Below are 7,384 nucleotides of genomic sequence, written 5' to 3'. Positions count from 1 at the left end.
GCCACAGCAGATACCCCTCCACCTGGTTGACCACCTCGGCGGACGTGACCGGCTTGCCGTCCGGGTGGTCGGCCGTGCCCGTCATCCCGGCAGGCCCAGGTTCTCCCGCTTGTCCGTGATCGAGACCTCGGGATGGTGCAGGTCGAACGCCGGGGACTCGCTGCGGATCAGGGGCAGGGTGACGTAGTTGTGCCGCGGCGGGGGGCAGGAGGTCGCCCACTCCAGGGAGCGGCCGTAGCCCCAGGGGTCGTCCACGCCGACCTTCTTGCCGTACTTGGCCGTCTTCCAGATGTTGTAGACGAACGGCAGCGTCGACAGACCGAGCAGGAACGCGCCGATGGTGGAGACCTCGTTGAGGGTCGTGAAGCCGTCCGCGGCGAGGTAGTCGGCGTACCGGCGCGGCATGCCCTCCGCGCCCAGCCAGTGCTGGACCAGGAAGGTGGTGTGGAAGCCGGTGAACAGCGTCCAGAAGTGGATCTTGCCGATGCGTTCGTCGAGCATCTTCCCGGTGAACTTCGGCCACCAGAAGTAGAAGCCGGCGAACATCGCGAAGACGACCGTGCCGAAGACGACGTAGTGGAAGTGGGCCACCACGAAGTACGAGTCGGTGACGTGCCAGTCCAGTGGCGGCGAGGCGAGGATCACCCCGGTCAGGCCGCCGAAGAGGAAGGTCACCAGGAAGCCGATGGACCACAGCATCGGCGTCTCGAAGGACAGCGAGCCCTTCCACATGGTGCCTGTCCAGTTGAAGAACTTCACCCCGGTCGGGATCGCGATGAGGAAGGACATGAAGGAGAAGAACGGCAGCAGCACCCCACCGGTCGCGAACATGTGGTGTGCCCACACCGTCACCGACAGACCCGCGATGGCCATGGTGGCGCCGATCAGGCCGACGTAGCCGAAGATCGGCTTGCGGGAGAAGACCGGGATGACCTCGGTGATGATGCCGAAGAACGGCAGCGCGATGATGTACACCTCGGGGTGCCCGAAGAACCAGAACAGGTGCTGCCACAGCAGCGCACCGCCGTTGGACGACTCGAAGATCTGGGCGCCGAACTTGCGGTCCGCCTCCAGTGCCAGCAGCGCGGCGGCGAGCACGGGGAAGGCCAGCAGGACCAGCACGCCGGTCAGCAGCACGTTCCAGGTGAAGATCGGCATGCGGAACATGGTCATGCCCGGCGCGCGCATGCAGACGATCGTGGTGATGAAGTTGACCGAGCCGAGGATGGTGCCGAAGCCGGACAGGGCCAGGCCCATGATCCACAGGTCGCCGCCGATGTAGGGCGTGTGGATCGCGTCGTTCAGCGGGGAGTAGGCGAACCAGCCGAAGTCGGCGGCGCCCTGCGGGGTGAGGAAACCGGCGACCGCGATGAGCGAGCCGAACAGGTACAGCCAGTAGGCCAGCATGTTCAGCCGCGGGAAGGCCACGTCCGGGGCGCCGATCTGCAGCGGCATGATCCAGTTCGTGAACCCGGCGAACAGCGGCGTCGCGAACATCAGCAGCATGATCGTGCCGTGCATCGTGAACGCCTGGTTGTACTGCTCCGTCGACACGATCTGCAGACCCGGACGGGCCAGCTCCGCACGGATCACCATCGCCAGGATGCCGCCGAACAGGAAGAACAGGAACGTGGTGACCAGGTAGAGCGAGCCGATCGTCTTGTGATCGGTCGTCGTCAGCCACTTCACCACCACGGCACCGGGCCGCAGGGGACGACGGGGAGCGGCGGTTTCCCGCGTGGGGTGCTGAACGTCTGTCATGCGGCCCGTGACACGCTTTCTCTCAAGAGACGGGTACGTGAAGGTCCACGCGGTGTCCCGCAGGGCCCAGAAGCATCCTTCCGCCCCGCGCCGCCGAACCCCCGGCCGTCGTCGCCCTGACGGAGTAACATCCGGCCCTTTGCACCCGATCGGCCTACACCCCGCGCGGTCACGGCCGCCCGTGCCGTCCTGCCGGACGGTGCCGCCTCACTGGACGGCGTACGGCGGCAGTTGCGCCGGGCTCACCCGCTCCCCCAGCACCTTGGACATGAACTCCACCAGCCACCGCTGGGAGGGGCTGCGGGAGGACTCGTGCCGGGCGTACAGGGCCACCTCGATCGGCTCGGTCTCGAACGGGAGCCGGACCAGGCGCAGGGGGCGGAAGGAGGTGAAGACCTCGCCGACGTACTCGGGGACGATGGCGATCAGGTCGGTCTGCTCCAGCAGGTAGGGCAGCATCGAGAAGCGGGTGGCCTCCACCACCACCCGGTCCAGGAGCCCGTGGGCGGCGAGCGCCGCCCGCGGCACCACGTGTCCGCTGGGGCCGAAGACCGTCGCGTGGTGCTCGGCCGCGAGCTCCGGCAGGGTGACCGCCTCGCCCCGCACGCGCGGGTGGTCGGCGGCGACCATGCCGACGTAACGCTCGTTGAAGAGCGGGATCCGCACGGTCCGGTGGGAGGTCAGCACCGGGGTGGCCACGAACGCGTCGAGGTCGCCGCGGTGCAGCTGGTCCTCGGCCTCGTCCACGTCGAGCGGCCGGACGGTGAAGGACACCCGGGGCGCGTGCTCGCGGGCCGCGGCCAGCAGGCGCGGCAGCAGGGTCGCCTCGCCCAGGTCGGACAGGGCCACCGTGAAGCGGCCCGGCATGGTCCCGGGGTCGAAGGAGTCGGCCTGGCGGACGGTGCCGTCGATGTCCGCCAGGGCGCGCTGCAGCGGCTCGTACAGCCGGCGGGCGCCGGCGGTCGGCGTCAGTCCGCGTCCGGTGCGCCGGAACAGCTCGTCGCCGAAGTGCCGGCGGAGCTTGCCCAGGCTGTAGCTGACGGTGGGCTGGGTGACGTGGAGCGCCTCGGCGGTGGCCGTGACGCTGCCGGTCTCGTACAGCAGCACGAAGACACGGGCGAGGTTGAGGTCGAAGTTCCTCATATCGAAACAGTCTATGTCGCGACGGTAAAAGATTTATTGGCGCTCATGTCGGGGCTTCCCTAGCGTGTCGTGCGTCACTCGGAAAGGAACGTCTGTGCCATCCGTACGTCGCCTCTGCCACGAGCTCCTGGAGCGCCAGGGGCTCACCACCGTGTTCGGCAACCCGGGCTCCAACGAGCTGCCCTTCCTCGCCGACCTCCCCGACAGCTTCCGCTACGTCCTGGGCCTGCACGAGGGCGCCGTGGTGGGCATGGCCGACGGGTACGCGCAGGCGACCGGCCGGCCCGCCCTGGTCAACCTGCACGCGGCCTCCGGCTCCGGGAACGCGATGGGCGCGCTGACGAACGCCGTGGCCTCCCGCACCCCGCTCGTGGTCGTCGCCGGCCAGCAGGTGCGCTCCGCCATCGGCCCGGAGGCCAACCTGTCCAACGTGGACGCCCCCGCGCTGATGAAGCCGCTGGTCGGCTGGGCGGCGGAGCCGGCGTGCGCCGAGGACGTGCCGCGCGCCCTGGCGCAGGCCGTCTTCGAGGCCGAGCTGCAGCGCCGGCCTACGTACCTGTCCGTCCCCTACGACGACTGGGCGGCCGACGCCGGCGACAACGCCCTGGCGGTCCTCGACCGGCGGGTCGGGCGCGCCGGTGTGCCCGACGCCGAGCAGGGCCGCCGGCTGGCCGAACAGGTGGCCGCCGCCCGGCGGCCCGCGCTGGTGCTCGGCGGCGACATCGACTCGGCCGGCCTCTTCGACGAAGCGGTCCGGCTGGCCGAGCGCCTGGGCGGCCCGGTGTGGGCGGCTCCGTCGCAGTTCCGGCTGCCCTTCCCCAACCGGCACCCGCTGTTCCGCGGGGTGCTGCCCGCCGGGATCGCGCCCGTCTGCGAGGCGTTCGAGGGCCACGACCTCGTGCTGGTGCTGGGCGCGCCCGTGTTCCGCTACCACGAGTACCTGCCCGGCCGGTACTTGCCCGAGGGCACCCGGCTGATCCAGGTGACCGAGGACGCCTCCGCCGCGGCGCGGGCGCCGATGGGCGAGGCGCTGGTCGCCGACCCCGGCGCGGTCATCGAGCTGCTCGTCGAGCTGCTGGACGCTCCCGGGGAGCCCGCCGGCGCCTTCCGGCCGGTGCCCGAGCCGGCCACCGCCGAGGGCCCGCGCCTGCACCCCGAGCAGGTCTTCGCCGCGCTGCGCGACGAAATGCCCGAGGACACCGCCTACGTGGTCGAGTCGACCTCCACGAACTCCTCCTGGTGGCGCCAGATGGACCTGCGCCACCCCGGCTCCTACTACTTCCCGGCGGCCGGCGGGCTCGGCTTCGGACTGCCCGGCGCGGTCGGGGTCGCCCTGGGCCGGCCCGACCGTCCGGTGGTCGGGGTCGTCGGGGACGGCTCGGCCAACTACGGGATCACCGCCCTGTGGACGGCCGCCCAGCACCGGGTGCCGCTGACCGTCGTACTGCTGCGCAACGGCACGTACGGGGCGCTGCGCTGGTTCAGCGGCCTGCTGGGCGTGCCGGACGCGCCCGGTCTGGACATCCCCGGTCTGGACTTCACCCGCGTCGCCGAGGGCTACGGCGTGCGCTCCCGGCACGTCGGCGGCGTCGAGGAGCTGCGTGCCGCCCTGGCCGAGCGCCCGGACCACCCGCGGCTCATCCAGGTGGACACCGCGCTCACCACCCCGTCCTGACCGACACCCCTGCGAAGAAGAGAGGGAAACCGATGGCACTCCTGGACAGCGAGGTCTGGGGCAAGAAGTTCTTCAGCGACGGCTGGCGGGCCGCGTCCGCCGAGCAGCCGGTCGTCGAGCCGGCCACCGGCGAGCAGCTGGCGACGGCTGGCCTGGCCACCGCCGAGGACGTGGGCCGCGCCGCCGCCCGCGCGGCCGAGGCGCAGCGCGCCTGGGCGGCGACCTCCCCCCAGCGGCGGGCCGCCGTGCTGCGCCGGGCGGGCGAGCTGCTGACCGAGCACGCCGCGGAGGTGGAGGACTGGCTGGTGCGCGAGGCCGGTTCCGTGCGGGCCAAGGCCGCCTTCGAGGTGCAGCTCGCCGTGGGCGAGTGCTTCGAGTGCGCGGGCCTGCCGACGCACCCGCAGGGCGAGGTGCTCACCTCCGAGGACGCCCGCTGGTCCCTGGCCCGCCGCCGCCCGGCCGGCGTCGTGAGTGTCATCGCGCCCTTCAACTTCCCGCTCATCCTCGGCCTGCGTTCGGTGGCCCCCGCGCTCGCCCTGGGCAACGCCGTGCTGCTCAAGCCGGACCCGCGCACCACGGTGAGCGGCGGTGTCGTGATCGCGCGCGTCCTCGAGGAGGCCGGACTGCCGGCCGGCGTCCTGCACCTGCTGCCGGGCGACGGCTCGGTCGGCCGGGCGGTCGTCGAGGCACCCGAGGTCCGGGTGGTCTCCTTCACCGGTTCCACCCCGGTCGGACGGGCCATCGGCGAGCAGGCCGGCCGCCTGCTCAAGCGGGCCCACCTGGAGCTCGGCGGGAACAACGCGCTGGTCGTGCTGGAGGGGGCGGACGTGCGGAAGGCGGCCTCCGCGGGTGCGTTCGGCTCCTATCTGCACCAGGGCCAGATCTGCATGACGACCGGCCGGCACATCGTGCACGAGTCGCTGCTGGAGGAGTACACCGCCGCGCTCGCCGCGAAGGCCGCGGCGCTGCCGGTCGGCGACCCCGCCCGCGAGGAGGTGGCGCTCGGCCCGATCATCGACCGCAAGCAGCTGGAGCGGGTGCACGGCATCGTCACCGACAGCGTCGCGGCGGGCGCCACCCTGGCGGCGGGCGGTGAGATCGTCGGCGCCGGCTACCGCGCCACCGTACTGACCGGGTTGACCACCGACATGCCGGCCTGGCGGGAGGAGATCTTCGGCCCCGTCGCCCCCGTGATCGGCTTCTCGACGCTGGAGGAGGCCGCGCGGATCGTCAACGACTGCGAGTACGGGCTGTCCGTCGGCATCCTCGGCGACGTCGGCACCGCGATGAAGCTCGCCGACCGGATCGACTCCGGCAAGGTCCACATCAACGAGCAGACCGTCAACGACGAGCCCAACGCCCCCTTCGGCGGGGTCAAGGCCTCCGGGACCGGTTCCCGTTTCGGAGGCGCCGCCGCCAACGTCGAGGCCTTCACCGAGACCCAGTGGGTCACCGTACGCCCCGACATCGCCGACTACCCGTTCTGACCCCGCCCGCCCGCTCCCGTCCCCAGGGGGAATCTCCCGATGACATCCACCATCTCGTCCGGCGCGCCGGCGCGGACCGCCACCGCCGAACGCGGCGCCTGGACGGTGATCCTGTGCTGGATCACCGTCATGCTCGAGGGCTACGACCTCGTCGTCCTCGGCGCCCTCATCCCGACCCTGCTCAAGACCCAGCACCTCGGCATGACCGCGGGTGACGCGACGACGATCGCGACGCTGTCGCTCGTCGGCGTGGCCATCGGTGCCGTGTGTGTCGGCCCGCTGGCCGACCGGCTGGGCCGGCGGATGGTGCTCATCGGGTCGGTGGTGCTGTTCTCCGTCTTCACCTTCCTGGTGCCGCTGGCCGGTTCCGTGACGATGTTCGCCGTCCTCCGCCTCGTCGCCGGCCTCGGTCTGGGCGCCTGCATGCCGGTGTCGCTCACGATGATGGCCGAGCACATGCCGGCCAGCCGGCGCGCCCGGGCGAGCACGCTGACGATGACCGGCTACCACACCGGTGCCGTGATCACCTCGCTGCTGGCGCTGCAGTTCACCGGCAACTGGCACCTCCTGTTCTACGTCGCGGGCGTCGCCGGTCTCGTCGTCGCCGCCATCCAGTGGTTCCGGCTGCCGGAGTCGGAGGCCTTCGTCGAGGCCAAGCAGGCGACCGACACCCAGCGGGTCCCGCTCACCGAGCTGCTCAAGCCGGCCTACCTGCGCGCCGGCATCGGCATCTGGGTCGCGTCCTTCATGGGCCTGCTGCTGGTCTACGGTCTGAACACCTGGCTGCCCAAGCTGATGAACGACGCCGGCTACCCCGTCCCCACGGCCGTCACCCAGCTCCTCATCCTCAACGTCGGCGGCGTCATCGGCCTGGTCATCGGCGGTTTCGTCGCCGACCGGCGCGGCATCAAGGGCACCACGCTCGGCTGGTTCGGGGCGTCGGTGCTGATGCTGGCCTGCCTGAGCATCAAGATGGACAGCAACCTGATGCTCAACACCGTCGTCTTCTTCACCGGCGTGTTCGTCTTCTCCGCCATGGTGCTCGTCTACGCCTACGTGACCAACTACTACCCGGCCTCGGTGCGCAGCACCGCCCTCGGCTCGGCCTCCGGCATCGGCCGGATCGGCTCGATCGTCGGCCCGACCATCACCGGCGCCCTGGTCACCGCGGGGATCGGCCACCCCTGGGGCTTCTACTTCTTCGCCGCGGTCGCGGTCCTCGGCTTCCTCGCCGTACTGACCCTGCCGCGCCGCCCGCAGCACACCGAGCCGGAGGCCGTCGAGCCCACCGCCTGACACTCCCCCGTCACGACGGCCC

Annotated in this window: 5 protein-coding genes; 3 read left to right on the top strand and 2 right to left on the bottom strand. The window is 71.4% G+C overall.

Translation table 11 applies throughout. The features are described 5' to 3' along the window. Positions 1 to 81 precede the first annotated feature (81 nt). Both ctaD and RH94_RS13160 read right to left on the bottom strand, forming a co-directional pair. Complete coding sequence (gene ctaD / locus RH94_RS13165; RefSeq protein ID WP_073947790.1) at positions 82 to 1,761, bottom strand: aa3-type cytochrome oxidase subunit I; 1,680 nt, start codon at positions 1,759 to 1,761, stop codon at positions 82 to 84. 207 nt (positions 1,762 to 1,968) lie between these two features. Next, complete coding sequence (locus RH94_RS13160; protein WP_073947789.1) at positions 1,969 to 2,904, bottom strand: LysR family transcriptional regulator; 936 nt, start codon at positions 2,902 to 2,904, stop codon at positions 1,969 to 1,971. Positions 2,905 to 2,998: 94 nt separating this feature from the next. On the opposite strand from RH94_RS13160, the gene mdlC reads away from it, so the two are divergent. The 3 genes from mdlC to RH94_RS13145 are packed head-to-tail and all read left to right on the top strand — an operon-like array spanning position 2,999 to position 7,362. Beyond that, positions 2,999 to 4,579, top strand: a complete 1,581-nt coding sequence (gene mdlC / locus RH94_RS13155) for a benzoylformate decarboxylase (RefSeq protein WP_073947788.1) — start codon at positions 2,999 to 3,001, stop codon at positions 4,577 to 4,579. Between the two features lie 32 nt (positions 4,580 to 4,611). Beyond that, complete coding sequence (locus RH94_RS13150; protein ID WP_073947787.1) at positions 4,612 to 6,066, top strand: benzaldehyde dehydrogenase; 1,455 nt, start codon at positions 4,612 to 4,614, stop codon at positions 6,064 to 6,066. A gap of 39 nt (positions 6,067 to 6,105) precedes the next feature. Then, entirely contained in the window at positions 6,106 to 7,362 is a 1,257-nt protein-coding gene (locus RH94_RS13145) for an MFS transporter (protein WP_073947786.1), read from the top strand. Positions 7,363 to 7,384 lie beyond the last annotated feature (22 nt).

Source organism: Streptomyces kebangsaanensis (assembly GCF_001906585.1).
Classification (GTDB): Bacteria; Actinomycetota; Actinomycetes; order Streptomycetales; family Streptomycetaceae; genus Streptomyces; species Streptomyces kebangsaanensis.
Note: the sequence above shows the minus strand (reverse complement) of the source record. Positions and strands in the feature narration are given on the sequence as shown.